This window comes from Niallia sp. FSL R7-0271 (assembly GCF_038005785.1).
Taxonomy (GTDB): Bacteria; Bacillota; Bacilli; order Bacillales; family Cytobacillaceae; genus Niallia.
Genome location: NZ_JBBOTZ010000001.1, coordinates 2,415,432 through 2,434,913, shown reverse-complemented (window position 1 = coordinate 2,434,913; position 19,482 = coordinate 2,415,432). Strand labels below are relative to the sequence as shown.

Here is a 19,482-nt window from a genome sequence, read left to right as displayed (position 1 = left end):
TGTGAATAGTTTATGCATCAAACATTTGTGGGTGCTTAACTATCTAGACGAAAGGTTGGCAAATCTTAAAATACATGTTTTTAAATACCGGAAAAATAGCTTAAAATATACGTAAGACGTTTAAAAAAGGAGTTAACAGTTATGGGAACAATAACGATAGATAACCGTGAGCTTAACTTTGTGGAGCAAGGCAGAGGCAATCAACAAACAGTTGTCCTGCTTCACGGCTTTTGCGGAAGTACAGAATATTGGAAAAAAATGATGGCGCCACTTTCAAGTAAATATCATGTAATCGCCATGGATTTACGCGGTCATGGCAAATCAAGCTTTGACGGCGAAGCATTCGAAATGGAGGACTTAGCCCGTGATGTTCAAGTGCTTCTAGATACCCTTGAAATTGACACTGTCCATTTATTCGGCCACTCCCTCGGCGGATATGTTACATTGGCTTTTGCTGAAAATTATCCCAATAGACTTAAAAGCTATGGCCTGATTCATTCCACTGCTTATCCGGATACAGATGAGGGCAAAGCAGGCAGGCTTAAAGCGATTGAAAAGATTCAGGACTTAGGAATACATGCGTTTATCGACGGTCTTATTCCGAACCTGTTTGCAGCAGATTATAAACTCGTAAACAAAGAGGAAGTTTTGGAAGTGAAAGAAATCGGCTATAAAACAGATCCTCTTGCAGCAATGGAAACATTAGCAGCAATGAGAAAACGTCCAGATCGCAATGCTGTCATCGACCAGCAGTCTTTCAGGTTTTTACTCGTACAAGGGAAATTTGATAAGGTGGTTCCAGCTGACCGTGCTGTTCGTTCCTCTGCACCACATGTAACAGTAAAAGTACTAGATGCAGGCCATATGGGCATGTTGGAAAATCCAGAAGAACTGCATTCACTCTTGACCGATTTTATTGATAGCAGTACAAGCTAATTTACTCTTTAGGTAATTTCTGGATAGATTGAAAAAGATTCGCTTGAAAGAAAAATTGTATAAATGCATAAACGTCATACTATGTTAAGGATTATCATTCATAAGACCGTAACAAGAAGCAGGGCCTAACTTACGTCAGGCCCTTTTTCTTTGCATTTATATGCTGGAAAACCAAACGTTTATTCGGTATATTATGTACAAGAGGTGAATGAAGACTCATGATAAGGAAAAAATCCCTTTCTGAATTAATAGAGGAACTAAAGAAGAATGAAAACATTATTAACTGGCAGGAGATTGAGCCCAAGGAAGCTTCCGTGCGGCCAATGCCTGACAGTGTTGATCATAGAATTAAACTTGCCCTGCAAAAAAGAGGGATTGGCGAGCTCTACAGCCACCAATACTCAGCATATGTAACCTTAAAAAAAGGAGAGAATATTGTGGCTGTAACACCGACAGCCTCAGGGAAAACATTATGCTACAATCTTCCTGTTCTCCAATCAATTGCTGAAAATGACGCAAACCGTGCTCTTTACATCTTTCCGACTAAGGCGTTAGCACAGGACCAAAAGAGCGAATTAAATGAGATAATTGAGGAGATGGGCATTGATATTAAAAGCTATACGTATGATGGCGATACATCACCAAGCATACGTCAGGCTGTCAGGAAAGCCGGCCATATTGTAATAACAAATCCTGATATGCTTCACTCTGCAATCTTGCCTCATCATACAAAGTGGGTCAGCTTATTTGAAAACCTTAAGTATGTGGTTATAGATGAACTTCATACATATAGAGGCGTGTTTGGCAGTCATGTTGCCAATGTTATTCGCCGGCTTAAACGAATTTGTAAATTTTACGGCAGTGATCCTATTTTTATTTGCACATCTGCAACGATAGCAAATCCAAAGGAACTCGCTGAGCAGTTAACAGGCAATCCTATGCGTCTCATTGACAATAACGGAGCACCGCGCGGAAGAAAGCACTTTGTTTTTTACAATCCGCCGATTGTAAATAAACCGTTGAATATTCGCAAAAGCGCCACAGTCGAAGTCAATCAGCTGGCAAGAAAGTTTTTAAAGAATAAAATTCAAACAATCGTGTTCGCACGCAGCAGGGTTAGGGTCGAAATTATATTGAGTCATATTCAGGAGCTTGTTAAAGACAAAATCGGATCAAGGTCCATTAGAGGGTATCGGGGAGGCTATCTTCCGAAACAGCGCCGTGAAATTGAGAGAGGTTTAAGAAACGGTGAGATTTTAGGGGTAGTAAGTACGAATGCACTCGAGCTGGGCGTTGATATCGGACAGCTGCAGGTTTGCATCATGACCGGATACCCAGGCAGTGTTGCCAGCACATGGCAGCAGGCAGGACGTGCTGGCAGAAGACATGGCGAGGCCTTAATATTAATGGTTGCCAGCTCAACGCCGATTGATCAGTATATTGTTCAAAATCCAGAATACTTTTTTGACAGATCACCAGAGTCAGCACGAATCAATCCAGAGAATCTAATCATTTTAGTGGACCATTTAAAATGTGCAGCTTATGAGTTGCCCTTCAAAGACAATGAAGAATTCGGGCCGCTTGATGTGAAAGATATTTTGGAATATTTAGTAGAAGAACGAGTAATACATCAAAATGGTGATGCTTTTTACTGGGCAAATCAGTCATTTCCAGCGGGAAATATCAGTTTGCGTTCTGCTTCTCAAGAGAATGTCGTCATAATTGATCAGTCTGAGACTGCCAGTCATAAGATTATTGGCGAAATGGATCGGTTTAGTGCCATGACCTTATTGCATGATGAGGCAATATATCTTCATGAAGGTGTTCAATTTCAAGTTGAAAAGCTCGATTGGGAGCATAAAAAGGCATATGTCCGCGAAGTGGACGTCGAATACTATACAGATGCTAATTTAGCCGTTCAGCTAAAGGTGTTGGAAATTGATAAAACCGAAACGAGAAAGAAGACAGCTATCCATTATGGTGATGTTTCCATTAATATCCTTCCTTCTATCTTTAAGAAAATCCGGTTGACAACATTTGAAAATATCGGCTCAGGACCGATTCATCTGCCAGAGGAAGAGCTTCATACAAGTGCCGCTTGGCTTGAGTTGAAAGAAATTGATGAAAATCTTGGTGAGAAGACATTAGAGCAAGTGTTGTTAGGAATCTCCAATGTGCTTCAGCATGTTGTTCCAGTCCATGTTATGTGTGACCGAAATGATATCCATGTTGTTTCTCAAATAAAAGCAAATCATACAGGATTGCCGACCATTTTTCTTTATGATCACTATCCTGGCGGAATCGGGCTTGCAGAAGATGTTTATAAGCGTTTTGACCAAGTAAAGGCCGCAGCGAAAAACTTAATTCAAAGATGCCCTTGCAAAGACGGCTGTCCGGCTTGTATTGGAACAGAAATAGAAGGGATTGCTGCAAAGGAAAACAGCATCAGGATTCTCGATTTGTTTTAATCTGTCCGTTTACTTTTTTTATGTTTCATTATGCTTATAAATTAGGAGATTGCTCATGTCTATAAAAAATAAATTGCAACGCTTAAAACCACATTTAACTAGCGGAACAAGCAGTGAAAAAAGGCTCCCTGAAACAAAAAGCCAAGCTGAAATACCGTTCATGGATGTATGGACTAATGAAAATGTTGCGCCGTATTGGGTCGATGATAATTACTGCCTTATTCGCGAGGTTCGATATCCGCTTGAGTATAAACATGGTAATTATGCCTTTCGTGATTTTTTAGGAGCTGTCAGTGAATGGAATAACACAAATAATGCTCATCCCTTATCTGCAAAAGGTCATCAGGCCGAAGACTTGTTCTTCTTTGATACAGAAACAACTGGTTTAGGGGGAGGTACTGGCAATACCATCTTTATTCTCGGTTATGCCAGAGTGCAAGGGGATGAAATTGTCCTTAAGCAGCATATTTTGCCAAATCCAGGTTCTGAAGTGCCGCTGTTTAAAAGCTTTCTGGAAAATGTTGATTATACAACACTAGTTACTTATAATGGCAAAGCCTTTGATTGGCCGCAAGTGAAGACAAGACATGTATTTGTAAGAGAGCATGTGCCAAAGCTTCCGGAATTTGGCCACTTTGATTTATATCATGCTGCTAGAAGAATGTGGAAGCACCGTTTGGAAAGAGCGAAGCTATCCATTGTGGAGCAGGATGTACTCGGTGTCGAAAGGCAAGATGATATCCCTGGATTTCTCGCGCCGATGATTTACTTTGATTTTGTGGAAAGAAAAAACCCAGAAGGGATGCTTGGAATTTTAAAGCATAATGAAATCGACATTCTTTCCCTTATTACCCTCTATACGCATTTAAGCTTTCAGTTATTGCAAAAGGATGAGTCTATGTCAGCAAGAGAAACATATGAGGTAGGCAGATGGTACGCTTCTCTTGGAGAAAGCACACAGGCAGTTGAAAGTCTGAAAACGATTATGGATGGCAATGAGGAAGAGAATCTACTGGCTCAATTTGTGCTGGCAAAGCAATACAAAAAAGACAAAAATGATGATGCAGCACAAACCCTCTGGGAAAATATTATTAAAGCAGAAGGCAAAATAGATGAAAAAGTAGTTTATGAGTCTTATATAGAGGCTGCAAAGCTTTATGAACATAAATTAAAAGAATATAAAAAGGCATTAGAATATACAACCCGTGCTCATAAATTGATAGAAGGCACGAAAATTGCTGAAAATACACGAATTATGACAGATGTTTATAAGCGGAAAAACCGTTTGTGCAAGAAAATGGGTATATTAGCCTAATTAGAAATTGAAAAAGCCACTATTTACCTTGTTGTCTAGCAGCCCCATTCCTATTAAAATAAGATAAGATTAAAGTTTATCCTATTTTATGAGTTATTGGAGTGTGCATGTTGTATAAAGTTGTAATGTTCATGTTTTTTGTCGTCGTTTGCCTGACAGCCATTTTATTTTCATCTTTAAAAGAAAATTTATACGCATTATTATAAGGTTTAAAAAGAGTGGAAATTTAGGTGTTTGTATTAGTACAAGATTACCTCTCCCAACATAAGTTGTTACTGTAAGATAATAAAACTTAAAGAATGGAGAGGAGATTTTAATATGCATTGCAAACCTAATGTACTGCCTGCTGTTGTACACCCAACGAAATGCTGTGTAAATAACACGTTCCAAAACAATATTGTTCCTCATATTCACCCATCCCATACAACGACGGTAAATCACGTGAATTATGAGCATCAGCATTATTTCCCGCACACACAATCTGTTCAGAATGTGGTGACAAATACGCAAGCAAATATGGGGCCAGCGCCAGTTCCGTTTCCGGTGCCTCAGCAACCTGCACAACCTGGTGGCGTACCATTTACAGCTACTGGATTAGCTTATCCTGGAGCAGCGCCAGGAGGACCAGGTGGATTCCCAGGTGGCCAAGGCGGTTTTCCAGGAGGACCAGGTGGTTTCCCAGGCGGTTTTCCGAGAAGATAATAATTATTAATAATCCGTGGCTGCCGATTCCTTACTCGGCAGCCATTTGATATGAAGTGAGGGAAAAAAATTTCTCTTTTTGCCAAAAATGCTTATAATGTTTCTTAAGGAAGGTTAAGGTTATTTTTTTACAATATTTTGCAAATAAAAAGGTCATTTTTTAAAAGGAACAGAAATAGATTAGTTAAGGTTAAACATGAACTGAAAAAATAAGAAGTTTATAGGCAAGGGAATGGACAAAATGAAAGTAGCTGCTATTTCAGGATATAAGCCATTCGAAATTGGTCTGTTTAAAAAAAATGACCCTGCTGTAGAATACATAAAAAAAGCGATAAGAAAAGAACTGGAACAATTGCTTGAGGAGGGCCTTGAATGGGTGCTCATCAGCGGTCAGTTGGGAACAGAGCTTTGGGCGGCGGAGGTCGTCTATGATTTGCAGTTAAATGGTCATCCTGAACTAAAGCTTGGAGTAGTCACCCCATTTTTAAATCAGGAGCAAAGCTGGAAGGAAGAAAATAAAGAATGGTATGAAGAAATATTGATGCAGGCAGACTATGTCGACTCTGTATCAAAAAAAGAATACGAAAGTCCGAACCAGTTTCGGATGAAAAATGTATTTCTTTTGCAAAAAAGCGATGCATTACTGCTGTTTTATGATACAGAAAAAACGGGAAACCCTAAATATTTATACGAACTTGCAGTACAATATAAGGAAAGAAATGATTACGACATTCGATTAATCAGTTTTTATGATCTGCAGGCAATTGTGGAGGAAGAAGAATTTAATAAAGACTTCTTCTAGAAAAATTGACAAATCGCTAAATGTCTGGAAAAATTAATTTAATACGGCAATTGACTGAGGTGAGCGGAATATGATGCTATCAGATAAGATTAAGTTAACGGCAAAAGATATTCTCGAGAAGGAATTTAAAACGGCAATGCGAGGATATAAACCAGAAGAAGTAGACCAGTTTTTAGACTTGGTTATAAAGGATTATGAAACATTACATCAAGAAATTGAAGAGCTGCAGCAGGAGAATATGCGCTTAAAAAGACAGGTTGACGAAAGTTCCAAAAGACCGCAGGCGCCAACAACTACTGCGGGCACAACTAACTTTGATATTTTAAAAAGACTTTCCAATCTGGAAAAGCATGTATTTGGAAGCAAGCTATATGATTGATTTGAAATGAATTAGAAAATCCAGAATCTGCTATTGCTATTATCAGCTGGACATACTATAATAGCAAATGTATCAATAACAACGCTTTGGTAATCGCTGCAAACATTGTTTGTAGAGGAAAGTCCATGCTCGCACAGGCTGAGATGCCTGTAGTGTTCGTGCCTAGCCAAAAAATAAGCTAGGGCAGCATATATTATGCTGACGGCAGGGAAAATGCCTAAGTCCTTATAGGATATGGCATGAATACCTTGAAAGTGCCACAGTGACGGAGCCTTTTCAGAAATGAAAAGGGTGGAACGAGGTAAACCCCGCGAGCGAGAAACCCAAATTTTGGTAGGGGAACTTTCTCTGAGGAACTAAACGAGGAGAAGGACAGATTTATAATCTGTAGATAGATGATTACCGCCTTTATACGAGGCCTTTAAGGTCGTTACAGTACAAAGGAACAGAACATGGCTTATAAAGCGTTAATGTTGATTACATTATGATGATAAAAATAGCACAAGGTGACTCTGATGTTTACTCTGTTTCAATCAGGTAAACATAAGGTCATCTTTTTATTTGAAGATAAATGATAATGGCAGATGCCAAATGGACATAATAAGTGATATACATAATTAGTTATTTTTTAGAAAATAGGTGAAAGTATGAAAAAATATTCATTGGTTGCAACAGCTGCAATGGGGCTGGAGGCAATTGTAGCGAAAGAGGTTAGAGATCTTGGCTACGAGTGTACGGTAGATAACGGCAAAGTGCATTTCAAAGGTGATGAAAAAGCAATCGCAAGAAGCAATATGTGGCTGCGGACAGCAGACCGAGTTAAAATTGTTGTCGGCGAGTTTAAGGCAACTACCTTTGATGAATTGTTTGAAAAGACAAAGGCATTGAACTGGCATGACTATCTTCCTGTAAACGCTCAATTTCCAGTAGCAGGAAAATCAGTAAAATCAAAACTTTTCAGTGTTTCAGACTGTCAGGCAATCGTCAAAAAAGCGATTGTTCAATCTTTGAGTACACATTATAAAAAAACAGGCTGGCTTGAAGAAAATGGCCCGCTGTTCAAACTAGAAGTCAGTATATTAAAAGATGTAGCTACATTAACAATAGATACATCTGGGCACGGACTACACCGCAGAGGCTACCGGACTGGACAAGGAGAAGCGCCGATTAAAGAAACACTTGCAGCAGCCTTGATACAGCTAACAAACTGGACACCAGACCGTCCATTTGTCGATCCCTTCTGCGGATCTGGCACGATTCCGATAGAAGCAGCCTTAATCGGGCAGAATATCGCTCCTGGCTTTAACCGTGAGTTCTTATCCGAGGAATGGGATTGGATGAGCGCAAAGCTATGGGATGAAGTGAGAATGGAAGCAGAAGACTTGGCAAACTATGATCAGCCTCTTGACATAACAGGCACTGACATTGACCATAAAATGGTCAAAATCGCCGAGGAAAATGCTTTTGAGGCTGGACTTGGTGATTTAGTCCAATTCAAGCAAATGCAAGTAAGAGACTTTACAACACCAAAGGAAAATGGTGTAATTGTTGGCAACCCTCCGTATGGAGAGCGTTTAGGCGACAAGCCATCAGTGCAAAGGATGTACCGTGAAATGGGACAAGCATTCGAAACGCTTGAAACATGGTCCATTTACATGCTGACATCAGATGAAGAATTTGAAGAACAATACGGCAAAAAAGCAACGAAGAAGCGCAAGCTCTTCAACGGCTTCATCAAAACAGATTATTATCAATACTGGGGCAGAAGAAAACGGGATTAACCTTTATATGTTAAGGGTCTTAAAGAGTTATTAATTAGTGTGGGAACTTTCTGCATGAATTAACCATATATAGGAGGAATTTGGGCTTATTCTTGACTTGCTGTACTATACAACATATTTTAAATGTGGCAGACATTAAACTGTTAAATAAAATGATATGTATTCGTACAGCGAAGAAGGGAATAAGCCTTGTTCGTAAAAATAAATATTAAAGAGTAGTTTTATAAGCGTATTTGGTATTTTTCATTCTCTTCTTATTATAAATCAATAAAAAAAACGGCTAATGATAGCCGTTCATAACTACACTTTAAAATAGGCATAGTCTTTAATATTTATATTATTTACTTAACGTAGGTAAATATTTTTTATCCAGTTTATCCGCAATATTAGCTAAGAACTTCTGAACTGTCATATTTTCCACTGCTTTTGTGTACCAAGATAGCTTGGAACCATAGTCTTTCCCATCATAATACACACTGCGTGGCGTATAGCTTTTCAGCTTAGGTGTTTCCGTGTAATCAAAATCGATAATTAAAAACTTACCTTCAAGTGTTTCAAGTTTAACACCATATCTAGGACGTATATAGTCCGTATTGTACTTTGTCCCTATAATTTTAGCTTTAGTTTTCATTTTGATCTCCTTTTTCGGTATTAACACCTACCACAAGTAATAGTAGAGATACAAGTAATTTACTAAAATTATTTAAAGTGCTTACGGATAAGCATACCACATTAAATTAAATAAGTACATTTAAGGTGAAACATGGTTATTATGGTAAAGATAATAGGAAGCCCTTTAAGCATCCTAAACCATTATTAGAAATGTCTTTTAACATAACTTCTTTGTTGCAGGTATTAAACCTGAAAAATTAGATTTTAATAGTATTTGTTTACACCTCTATAAAACCATAATATAATATGAAGGAATTGGGAAGCAGATAATCGGGTTGAACTGGTAAAAAGCCCACATTTCGATCAAAAACTAACAAAGAGCAGTCAACGGCTTCAGCAAGTAGTACTGGGGCAGAAGAAAACGATAATCAGCATAAAAGAGACAAACCAAAAGCGTATAAAATCCCTTCAACATGTGTATATATAAGTCTATATAGTTTTGTGTGGAGGGATTTATAATGATGGACAATACGATCGATTATGAAAAAATTTTGCATGCCATTAACCAGTCATTAGACATAGTTAAAAATGAAGATATCGGAGAAGATTTGCTTCAAACTTATATAGATGCACAGCAATCCGTTAAGCAGGCAATGAATTTTTCGTTATCAAACAGCATCAAGTAGGAATAACTTGATGCTGTCTTTTCTTTTTTTGTGAGGCTCTTTTCATACTAGAGCAATAAGTTAAGAGGGGGCCTAGCTTGCGGTTGGCGGCCCTCTTTTCTCTTGCATGTTTATTTGGAATTGCCTATTATAAATAAATGCATTCATTTCGATAAGCGTAAGTTTTTAATAGAGGCAAACTTCTTCAAGCCTTGGCATAATAATTTTAGAAATTTCCTTTTAGTCAAGTGAGGAGTGTCTCGTATTTCATTTTATGGAGGGGTATCATGCAAAACAGCATGCCATTTGAGGTTTCAAAAACAGAATCATTTTACGATAAATTAGGGGAATGGATTGGGGATGTTTTTTATGACATCCTTCCAGAGGCCGGCTATGAGCTTCGCGATGAGCAAGTGTTTATGGCTTATCAGCTTGAAAAGGCGTTCAAGGAGAAAAAGACAATATTTGCAGAGGCTGGCGTTGGCACAGGCAAAACCTTTGTGTATTTACTGTACAGCATTTGCTATGCTCGATATGTGAACAAGCCTGCTATCATCGCATGCTCTGATGAAACGTTAATCGAACAGCTTGTTAAAAAGGAAGGCGATATCGCCAAACTGGAGCAGGCATTAGGACTGAAAATTGATGTCCGTCTGGCGAAGTCAAGAAACCAATATCTTTGCTTGAACAAGCTAGATCAAAAAATAACGTTTGAGGACACGTATAATTCTATTTATGATACATTACCTGACTTTGTTCACGGCAGTGGTTCACTTCAGTCATTTGCGCCATACGGGGACAGAAAGGATTACCCTGACTTGACAGATGAAGATTGGGGCGGTGTGGCATGGGATTCCATGCAGGATTGCTTCACATGCGATAAGCGCCACCGTTGTGGCCAAACTTTGCATAGAGATTACTATCGTAATGCCAAGGATTTAATCATCTGCTCTCATGATTTTTACATGGAGCATATTTGGACAAAGGAATCAAGAAAAAGAGAAGGTCAATTGCCACTGTTGCCAGATAGCGCCTGTGTCGTATTTGACGAGGGTCATCTGTTGGAATATGCAGCCCAAAAAGCATTGACATACCGCTTGACAGAACAAAATTTGGAAAAGCTACTTACTAAGCTGCTTGCCAATGATGTCAGAGAAAAAACATTAAATATTATAGAAGATACAATCTATCAAAACGAGCAATTTTTTGCTGCATTAACGAATGCTTCTTTTGAAACAGAAGGTTCGGACAAGCAGGAAATCAAAAAGACTGATACTGTTATGAAAGAAGGCCGAAGACTTGCAGGTCTAATCTCTGATTTGGAGGAAGAACTAGTCTTTGAAAGTGAGATGTATGTTATTAATGAGTATGATTTGAAAGTAGTAGAAGAATACTTGGAGCAAATTTCTCATTCCCTGCACTTATTCTTAAGAGAAATGAACGGTATTATTTGGTTTGAAGAGCATGACGGAGAGCGGACACTTGTAATTATGCCAAGACTTGTACAAGATATTATGAAGGAAGATGTTTTCAGCCAAAACAAGCCGATTATCTTCTCGTCTGCAACATTATCGGATAACAAGTCATTTGAATATATGGCAAACAGCTTAGGAGCTAAAGAGTTCTTATCCTTCTCTGTGGAGTCTCCATTTGATTATGACGAAAACATGAATGTAATCATGACAGAATATAATCATGATGATACAGATTTGAAGAAAGATTATGTAATCGAGAAGCTAGTTGCCGCTGGCGGAAGATCGCTTGTGCTGTTTAACAGCAAGGAAGACTTAGCGAAGTTTAAGACAGCCTTGCCAAAGGATTTCACCCTTCCGATTTATTTTGAAGGAGAAGGAGAAATCAGCGGCCTTGTTTCTAAATTCCAAAATGAAGAAGAGTCTATATTATGTGCTGTTAACTTATGGGAAGGTCTGGATGTGCCAGGAAGTTCATTAGAGAATGTATTTGTTTACTCCTTACCATTCCCTCCAAATGACCCTGTTTATAAATCAAAGCGTGAAAATGCAGCAGATCCATTTACAGAAGTAGATTTGCCATATATGATTCTCCGCTTAAGACAGGGAATTGGACGATTAATCCGTACAAATGAGGACAGCGGTCATATCCATATCCTTATGGACAAAGAAGAGCAGAAGCAAGTGAAAGATGCAGTAGTTGCAGCGTTGCCGGTAGAACCTGCATATATATAAATACTTTAAGCAGTTCTTGAAAAAAGAACTGCTTTTTTATATTTATACATAAGCATCCCTTATATTCCTCGAAAGAAAAATATGGTAAGATAGTTTTCAGAAAACGCTTTGAATAAAATCAGAGGGCTTCAGATAAGGAGGAGAAGTAAATTTGAGCAATATTAAAGAAATAGAACAGGATTTTTTAGCTTATATAAAAAAAATTGGTGCATACAACGAGGCCTTGGCCCTCATTTATTGGGATTTGCGCACAGGCGCACCTAAAAAGGGTGTTGATCAGCGCACAGAGGTAGTCGGCACATTGTCTGCAGAAGCATTTAATTTGTCTGTTTCGCAAGAGCTAGAACAATATTTAAACCAATTATCTGATGCAAGTGTTCAAGATGAGTTATCTTATGTCACGAAAAAAACAGTGGAAGAAATGAAGAAGGAATTTGACCGGAACAAAAAGATTCCTCCGAGTGAATTTAAAGAATATGTGATGCTTCAATCGAAAGCAGAAAGCGTTTGGGAAGAGGCGAAAGAAAAGTCAGATTTTTCTTTATTTGAGCCTTACTTGGAAAAATTAGTAGCAACAACTAAAAAATTCATCGATTATTGGGGCTATGACAGCACGCCATATGATGTTCTTCTTGATATGTATGAGCCGGGTATTACAGTACATATATTAGACGAAGTTTTCGCTGAGTTAAGAGAAAAAATTGTGCCTCTCGTACAAAAAATTGCCAAGTCACAGCACAAACCAGAAACAAGCTTTTTGTTCGCTCACTTTCCAAAAGACAAACAGCATGGGTTTAGCCTTGAGCTGTTAAAGCAAATTGGCTATGATTTTGATGCAGGCCGCCTGGATGAAACGGTTCATCCTTTTGCTACAGGCATAAACCCAGGAGATGTGCGCATAACGACTAAATATGTGGAATCAGATTTTCGGGTAGCTGTGTTTGGAACTGTGCACGAAGTTGGGCATGCACTGTATGAGCAAAATATTTCGGAGGAACTTGTCGGAACACCGCTTAGTACAGGAACTTCGATGGGTATCCATGAGTCACAATCTTTATTCTATGAAAACTTTGTCGGACGAAACGCTTCGTTTTGGAAGAAAAATTATTCCTTGCTGAAGGAATATGCAGACGGCCAGTTTGATCAAGTTGATGTAGAAGACTATTATCGTGCAATCAATGAATCGAAGCCATCACTTATTCGGATTGAAGCAGATGAATTAACATATCCACTGCATATTATCATTCGCTACGAGATAGAGAAGGCCCTGTTTAACGGTGAACTGAAAGTAGCAGATCTTCCGAAAGTGTGGAATGAGAAATACAAGTCATATTTAGGAATTGAGCCAAAAAATGACGGGGAAGGAGTGCTGCAGGATGTCCATTGGGCAGGCGGAAGCTTCGGATATTTTCCATCGTATGCCTTAGGTTATATGTATGCAGCTCAATTTAAAGAAACACTTCTCCAAGATCTTCCTAACTTTGACGAGCTTCTAGAAAGAGGCGAGCTTGAGCCGATTAAGCAATGGTTCAAAGAAAAAGTTCATCAGTTCGGAAAAACAAAAAAACCGCTTGAAATTTTAAATGATGTAACTGGCGAAGGGCTAAACGCACAGTATTTAATACAATATCTTTATGACAAGTACTCAAATGTTTATAAGCTGTAAACAAAAAAGAGCAAGGAATATTTCCTTGCTCTTTCCTCTATTTTAAAGGGAAAGTATGCTTGCATGCACGAAAAGCGCTGTTTATAAATATACTGTTAGAGATAATAAACTGGATGTGATAATTGATGGAACATTATTATTGCAAGCACTGCCTCATTCTTTATAAAGAGAGCACTATATGCCCTCATTGCGGAATGAAGGTTGAGAACAAGATTAAGATAGAGGTGCAAAGCCAGAAGGAAAATGAGTGAATTACTGTAATAACAAAGAGTTGACTAGTAATTGCCATCTCTTTGTTATCGAAAACTTACACTTCAAGCATTAAAATGATGTGAATAGTGCCTGTGTCAGCAAGTGTCACTTTTAAACTAAGGGCCTTGTCAAAGCCATACATTTTCGTTTCTCCCACCAACACGGTCGGAGGAGTTATATCCATAGCAATCCCATTTTTAGAAACAAATGTAGTAAGATTTCCAGCGATCATATTGCCAAGCTCTCCAGAGAAAGAATCAAGCATTTCTCCTTCCAGCACCATTCCAAACATCGCTTCGCCAATCTTTCCGAATACTTCCTGGTTTCCATCTATAATGACTCTTCCACGGAAATCACCTGTTAAACCGATTAAAACACCTAATGATTTTTGCTGGTAAGGTGCCGTGATTAAAGTAGGTTTATCAATACTTAATTCAAAGGGGATTACGTTTTTAACTGATTCAATAGTCCCGTTTAATATTTCTGTTGCACTTCGCGTGATTGTCACAATTCATTCCCCCATACTGTAGTTAACAACATCTTATCATAGTTTAAATAAAATTTGGATAAGTAAATTTGGAATTTACGGAAAAAATGGCGTGGTTATATTTTCCTAACTAATATAGGCTTATACTCCTGCTTGTTTTCACGAGTACTGGATACTATTTACAATGAAATTTCAAAGCAGGCATTTTATAATAAAGATGCACAGCAACATCCTTCAAAACATTTCATTCCTCTTTTTAGAGGAATTTTTTTATATTGTAAAAAAAACAATGTCCTCCATATTGAAAATGATTATCATTAATGTTAAAATGTAACTGAATTTGAAAATCGCTCTCATTTAGAAAAGAGGTGTTCAACTATGATCGCAGTTCTTATTGCTGCAGCAGCAGTCGGTTACTTATCTGTTATGAAATATGTTCTGAAAAACGTATCCCCATCTGCTCACTCAAAATAAATACATATTTGCTTTGCAGTTATTTTTTCTCCGATATGCTAGTTTTATTCGCAAATTTCCTCAAATTTTCTCGGTTTATGTGTAAAATTCAAAATATTTTCTTTATTCCAATGTTGAAAATGGTTAAAATGAAACTAATCACCAAAGTAAAAGGAGTTAATCATGCTTCCTACAACCATTTTTCAACTAAACCACCTCACTCAATTTTATCAATTTCTTGCTAGTTATAATGATCCGGCAGCTGGCAAAAAGGTAAAGGATTTAATTAATAAGATCCATGAAGGAGATTTTATTTTTACCTTTTGCGGCCATTATTCTGCCGGCAAATCAAGTTTAATAAATGAACTTATGGGCAAGAGTCTTTTGCCGAGCAGTCCTATTCCCACTACAGCTCATAAAATCAGGGTAAAACATGGAGCAGACTCTGTTAGAGTTGATTTCACAGAAGGCTCGCCTCTGTTATTTCCCAATTGCACAGACTTAAAATTAGTGGACAGCCAATTGAATAACAAGGAGTTAATTAATGGTGTTGCCTTAAATGTAAGCGATATCGAATTATCAGCCAATATCGTCTTTGTCGACACACCGGGAATTGACAGTATTGATAAAGCTCATATGCTTGCAGCAGAATCAAGCATCCATCTGTCAGATGTTCTCTTTTATGTCGTAGAATATAATCATGTTCAGTCTGAAATTAATATCGAATTTACGAAACAGCTTGTAGACAGCGGGAAAAGTTTTGTTTTAATTATCAATCAGATTGATAAGCACCGAGAAGAAGAAATCTCTTTTGAAGCATTTAAGCAAAGTGTAGAGCATGCTTTTATATCTAGTGGGGCAGTGCCTGAGAAGATATTCTACACTTCCATCAAAGACATGGACAAAAATAAAAATGAAATCAGCATGCTGAAACAATATATAGCAGAGAAAATAGCAAATAAACATTCCTTAGCAGAAGCCTCTGCAGATCAATCGTTTTTAAAAATAAAAACAGACCACAGCAATACAATGACAAGACGGAAAAAGAAAAACCTGGAAGCAGCAAGCCTGCCTCTTGCGGCAATAAGCGAGGAGCAAATAGAAAAATTAGAGCTTGAAATGGAGAATCTTAACCTGAAGCTTCAACGTCTAGTCAGTCGTAAGGAGCAGCAGGCAGAGTGGGAAGCTGAGTTTCTTTCTATTATAAAAAATGCGTATATTATGCCTTATGCAAATAGAGAGCTTGCAGAAAGCTACTTGAATTCCAAAGATAAGAAATTTAAGCTTGGACTTTTCTCCAGCAAACAAAAAATCAAAAACGAACAGGAAAAAAGATTATCAGAATTTCATGGAGTTTTGGTTAAAACAGTCCAGTTACAGCTGCTCGGCCCAATGACAGAATTTTTTAGTTCTATTGCCGGAAAAGTGGGCGGTGATGCAGGTGCATTTAAAGAGCAATATATGACAGAATCTATGTTTATTTTGGAAATGACTGCTCTGCAATCACTTGTGAACCCAAATGCACAAATGTCAGAAACATATTTGCTCCGCTATTGTGAAGAGGTCGAAGATTACATAAAAAGCAATGTAAAAAAAGAAGCGATTAAGCTGTTTTCTATCTTAGTAAGCGAGCAGGATGAGCTCACAAAACAAGAGGAGCTTGCCTTGGCAGAACAACAGCAAAACCTCGAAACCTTACTAGAAGCAAAACAGAAAATTGCTGAAATAAACACAAGCTGGGATACATGGAAAAACCGCTTAACAGAACTGATGGAGGAGCGGCGAGAAGAGGAAGAGCCTCATTATTTGCAGCTGATTGAAAAGCCAGCAGAGCCGATTGTCCAGCAAATAAATCCTGTCAACGCAGCACAACCGACTCAAAGAAAAAGACAGGCGGAAGTCCGGCCTAAAACAGAAACAGTATTAACGAAGCCGGAGGAAATGATAGAACAGCTTGCATTTGTTTCTGAAGCATTAACAGGATTAACAGGTTTTAAGGAGGTTGTCCGCAATCTAGAGCGAAGAGCAGATACCATTCGCAATAAACAATATACCATCTGCTTATTCGGTGCTTTCTCTGCAGGGAAATCGTCATTTGCTAATGCCTTGCTTGGACATCCTTTACTGCCAGTGTCGCCTAATCCGATGACAGCAGCCATTAACCGCATCCTCCCTGTTGATAGAAACAATCAGCATGGTAAAATGGTTGTCTTTTGGAAAAGTGAGAGTGAGATATTAGGTGAGCTTCAAGATTATCTGCAAGTGTTTCATGAAAAAGCCGAGTCTTTGCAAGCAGCTTTGCTTGCCATCGGAAATATCAAAAAAGCAAAATCACCGTCTTCGGCGAGTCACTTTCGCTATTTAGATGCTTTTTCTGAAGGGTATAAAGCACGTAAAGAATCACTAGGTACGGTCACAACAGAGGATATGAAGAAACTGGAGCACTATGTATCGGTTGAAGCTGTATCTTGCTTCATTGCGAAAATTGATGTGTACTTTGACTGCAGTTTGACAAGAAAAGGCATCGTATTAGTCGATACGCCTGGCGGAGATTCCATTAATACAAGGCATAGTGAGCTAAGCTTTGAATACATGAAGGCAGCTGATTCTATCCTGTACTTATCTTATTATAATCACGCGTTTGCTAAAGCAGATCGGTCCTTTTTGCTTCAATTAGGAAGAATGAAAGATTCTTTTGAGAAGGATAAGATGTTTTTTATTATGAACGCTATTGACTTGGCTAAGGATCAAGAGGAATTAGATCTTGTCTTTGATTATCTTTATGAACAGCTCGAACATTATGGAATTAGAAATCCGCGTATTTTCCCAGTTTCCAGTCTCTTTAGCGGTGATGAACCATATAAAGGTCAAATGGAACATTTTAAAGCGAGTCTGCTCCAATTCATTGAGGATGAATGGCTTCCGTTTATGCTGAAAGCAGCAGAAGCAGACTGTTTAGCTGGCATACATATGTTGGAGGACTTTATCCTGACATCTGAAACAGAGCATGAGAAGCAAAAGGAGCAAATGGAGCGGTGGAAAAGGGAAGAACAAGAACTTCGCTCCCTCCTTGTTCAACAGAAGCATTCTTATTTAAATAAAAAGCTGAAAGCAGAAATAGATGAGCAGGTTCATTACTTAAAACAGAGAATATTCCTGCAGTTCAATGATTGGCTGAAAGAAGCGTTCCACCCTGGCCTGCTTAAAGGCGAAAGCCGAAAACAGGAAGGAGAAAAAGCGCTGGATGATTTCCTTATGCAGCTTAGCCATGAAGTGGAGCAAGAGCTGAGGGCAGTCAATTTACGAAGTGAGAATTACTTTTATGCGCAAAGAAAAGAACTTTTTGAACAGTCGATTAAAAGCATTCGCCAAAAAAATAAAGAAATCATCCTGCAGCTTGATGATACAAAAAGATTGGAAGATGTTTTAACCCATCTGGCTCCATTTAGAACATTTGACAGAGCGCTTTTTAAAAAAGCATTATCTTATTATAAAAACCCGAAAGCTTTCTTTGAAAAAGGAGATAGAAAATACCTTGCCGAAGAAATAAAAACCGTAATCGAAAGCGAAGGCTATACTTTTTTTGAAACAGAAAAAGAGCGGCTATTTAATTATTTTAATGACTGTTTGGAAGAAGAAAAACAAGCAATGGTTCAAACCCTCCACAGACAAATGGAGGAATATTACAGTGGGAAAGCAGAGCTGTTCCAAAACGAAGCAACCCGTATTAACATGAAAAATGCACTGCAAGCAATTAAAGACAGAAATGTATTAACATATGCTAACAGTAGGTAAGGAGGAAAGACCAGATGGAGTTTGTAGTGGAGGCAGATTGGCTTGTGCAAAATTTGTCCAGTCCAAATATAAGAATTATTGATTGCCGCTTTAGTCTGGCAAATCCTGATGAAGGACAGAAACTGTATGAGTCTGATCATATTCCTGGCAGTCTGTATTTCGACTTGGAAAAGGATTTGTCAGGACCAGTCAAAGAGCATGGGGGCAGACACCCGCTTCCAGATGTGGAGCTGTTCACAGAAAAACTTGCACAGGCAGGTATTAGTAATAATACAACTGTTATCGCCTATGACAACAAAGAAGGTGCATTTGCAGGAAGACTGTGGTGGCTTTTAAACTATATGGGACATAAAAATGTATATATTTTAAACGGGGGAATGCAGGCATGGCTCGAGATTGGCGGCCCCGTTACAGCAGAGATTCCTGCTTATGAATTATCACATTTTGTTCCTGATGTGAATAGGAGTATGGCAGCAACTTATGAAGAGGTGAAAGCTTTCGTTCGTGAGCCAAGTGATGCGACAGTATTAATTGATTCAAGAGAGCATAAAAGATTTACAGGTGAGATAGAGCCGATTGACAAAAAAAGCGGGCATATCCCGGGTGCAATCAATAAAGTATGGACAGATGGTTTAGTGAATGGAAGATTTAAAGATGCACAGCAGCAAAAGCTGCGCTTCACTGAATTGGACGAAAAAAAGCAGTATATTGTGTATTGTGGATCAGGCATAACCGCAATTCCTAACTATCTTGCGATGAAATCAGCTGGATTTAAAAATGTGTCCCTATATCCGGGCAGCTTCAGTGATTGGATTTCCTATGATGATAACAAGGTTGACGTTTTAAAATAAAAAAAAACCACAAAAAAGGATAGTCGCAGGATTATCCTTTTTTGTGCTCACTTGTCAATGGAAAAACGCACTAGCTTAAATTTGATTGGAATTCTGTTATAATAGAGTAGA

General features: G+C 38.3%; 14 protein-coding genes and 1 other RNA gene. 13 read left to right on the top strand and 2 right to left on the bottom strand.

Annotated elements, in window-relative coordinates; all coding sequences use genetic code 11:
- Window positions 1-141: 141 nt before the first annotated feature.
- The 8 genes from MKX82_RS12445 to MKX82_RS12410 all read left to right on the top strand — a co-directional run bounded on the left by MKX82_RS12445 (window position 142) and on the right by MKX82_RS12410 (window position 8,383).
- Complete coding sequence (locus MKX82_RS12445) at window positions 142-936, top strand: alpha/beta fold hydrolase (protein WP_341077527.1); 795 nt, start codon at window positions 142-144, stop codon at window positions 934-936.
- Between the two features lie 221 nt (window positions 937-1,157).
- A complete protein-coding gene (locus MKX82_RS12440) occupies window positions 1,158-3,404 on the top strand; it encodes a DEAD/DEAH box helicase (RefSeq protein ID WP_233314723.1) in 2,247 nt (748 codons plus the stop codon).
- Between the two features lie 55 nt (window positions 3,405-3,459).
- Window positions 3,460-4,719, top strand: a complete 1,260-nt coding sequence (locus MKX82_RS12435; RefSeq protein WP_233313399.1) for a ribonuclease H-like domain-containing protein — start codon at window positions 3,460-3,462, stop codon at window positions 4,717-4,719.
- 318 nt (window positions 4,720-5,037) lie between these two features.
- Window positions 5,038-5,421: a CotD family spore coat protein gene (locus MKX82_RS12430; RefSeq protein ID WP_267913266.1), complete on the top strand. Its 384-nt coding sequence runs from the start codon at window positions 5,038-5,040 to the stop codon at window positions 5,419-5,421.
- A 241-nt stretch (window positions 5,422-5,662) separates the two neighbouring features.
- A complete protein-coding gene (locus MKX82_RS12425) occupies window positions 5,663-6,223 on the top strand; it encodes a DUF1273 domain-containing protein (protein ID WP_233313400.1) in 561 nt (186 codons plus the stop codon).
- 73 nt (window positions 6,224-6,296) lie between these two features.
- Window positions 6,297-6,602, top strand: a complete 306-nt coding sequence (gene gpsB, locus MKX82_RS12420) for a cell division regulator GpsB (protein WP_233314724.1) — start codon at window positions 6,297-6,299, stop codon at window positions 6,600-6,602.
- 81 nt (window positions 6,603-6,683) lie between these two features.
- Window positions 6,684-7,067, top strand: an RNA gene (rnpB, locus tag MKX82_RS12415) — RNase P RNA component class B.
- Window positions 7,068-7,249: 182 nt separating this feature from the next.
- Window positions 7,250-8,383 carry a THUMP domain-containing class I SAM-dependent RNA methyltransferase gene (locus MKX82_RS12410; RefSeq protein WP_341077523.1) on the top strand — a complete coding sequence of 378 codons (1,134 nt, stop codon included), beginning with the start codon at window positions 7,250-7,252 and terminating at the stop codon, window positions 8,381-8,383.
- Window positions 8,384-8,720: 337 nt separating this feature from the next.
- Here MKX82_RS12410 and MKX82_RS12405 read toward each other — a convergent pair whose 3' ends face one another.
- Window positions 8,721-9,014, bottom strand: a complete 294-nt coding sequence (locus tag MKX82_RS12405) for a hypothetical protein (RefSeq protein WP_233313402.1) — start codon at window positions 9,012-9,014, stop codon at window positions 8,721-8,723.
- 499 nt (window positions 9,015-9,513) lie between these two features.
- On the opposite strand from MKX82_RS12405, the gene MKX82_RS12400 reads away from it, so the two are divergent.
- From MKX82_RS12400 to MKX82_RS12390, 3 genes are all read left to right on the top strand, one after another.
- Entirely contained in the window at window positions 9,514-9,681 is a 168-nt protein-coding gene (locus MKX82_RS12400; RefSeq protein ID WP_237941644.1) for a hypothetical protein, read from the top strand.
- A 266-nt stretch (window positions 9,682-9,947) separates the two neighbouring features.
- Window positions 9,948-11,867, top strand: coding sequence for an ATP-dependent DNA helicase (locus tag MKX82_RS12395; protein WP_233313404.1), 1,920 nt, complete (start codon window positions 9,948-9,950; stop codon window positions 11,865-11,867).
- A gap of 151 nt (window positions 11,868-12,018) precedes the next feature.
- Entirely contained in the window at window positions 12,019-13,533 is a 1,515-nt protein-coding gene (locus tag MKX82_RS12390) for a carboxypeptidase M32 (RefSeq protein WP_233313406.1), read from the top strand.
- A 307-nt stretch (window positions 13,534-13,840) separates the two neighbouring features.
- On the opposite strand, the gene MKX82_RS12385 is transcribed toward MKX82_RS12390, so the two are convergent.
- A complete protein-coding gene (locus MKX82_RS12385; protein ID WP_233313407.1) occupies window positions 13,841-14,293 on the bottom strand; it encodes a chemotaxis protein CheX in 453 nt (150 codons plus the stop codon).
- Between the two features lie 615 nt (window positions 14,294-14,908).
- Between MKX82_RS12385 and MKX82_RS12380 the strand changes: the two genes are divergently transcribed.
- Both MKX82_RS12380 and MKX82_RS12375 read left to right on the top strand, forming a co-directional pair.
- Window positions 14,909-18,520, top strand: a complete 3,612-nt coding sequence (locus MKX82_RS12380) for a dynamin family protein (RefSeq protein WP_341077519.1) — start codon at window positions 14,909-14,911, stop codon at window positions 18,518-18,520.
- 14 nt (window positions 18,521-18,534) lie between these two features.
- Window positions 18,535-19,371, top strand: a complete 837-nt coding sequence (locus MKX82_RS12375; protein WP_341077514.1) for a sulfurtransferase — start codon at window positions 18,535-18,537, stop codon at window positions 19,369-19,371.
- Window positions 19,372-19,482: the final 111 nt, after the last annotated feature.